General features: G+C 54.2%; 1 rRNA gene. It reads right to left on the bottom strand.

The annotated features are described in order from the left end of the window. Window positions 1–286, bottom strand: a 23S ribosomal RNA gene (locus tag J9885_RS14840); the annotation flags it as partial.

Below are 286 nucleotides of genomic sequence, written 5' to 3'. Positions count from 1 at the left end.
TTTCGGCCTCGCCTTAGGGGTCGACTCACCCTGCCCCGATTAACGTTGGACAGGAACCCTTGGTCTTCCGGCGAGGAGGCTTTTCACCCCCTTTATCGTTACTTACGTCAGCATTCGCACTTCTGATATCTCCAGCATACCTCTCGATACACCTTCGCAGACTTACAGAACGCTCCCCTACCACTCACGCTTAGCGTGAATCCGCGGCTTCGGTGCCTGGTTTGAGCCCCGTTACATCTTCCGCGCAGGCCGACTCGACTAGTGAGCTATTACGCTTTCTTTAAAT

The sequence above is a fragment of the Aeromonas sp. SrichE-2G genome, from assembly GCF_017939565.1.
GTDB lineage: Bacteria > Pseudomonadota > Gammaproteobacteria > Enterobacterales > Aeromonadaceae > Aeromonas > Aeromonas taiwanensis.
The sequence above is the reverse complement of the archived record's forward strand: the minus strand, read 5'-3'. Positions and strand labels throughout refer to the sequence as shown.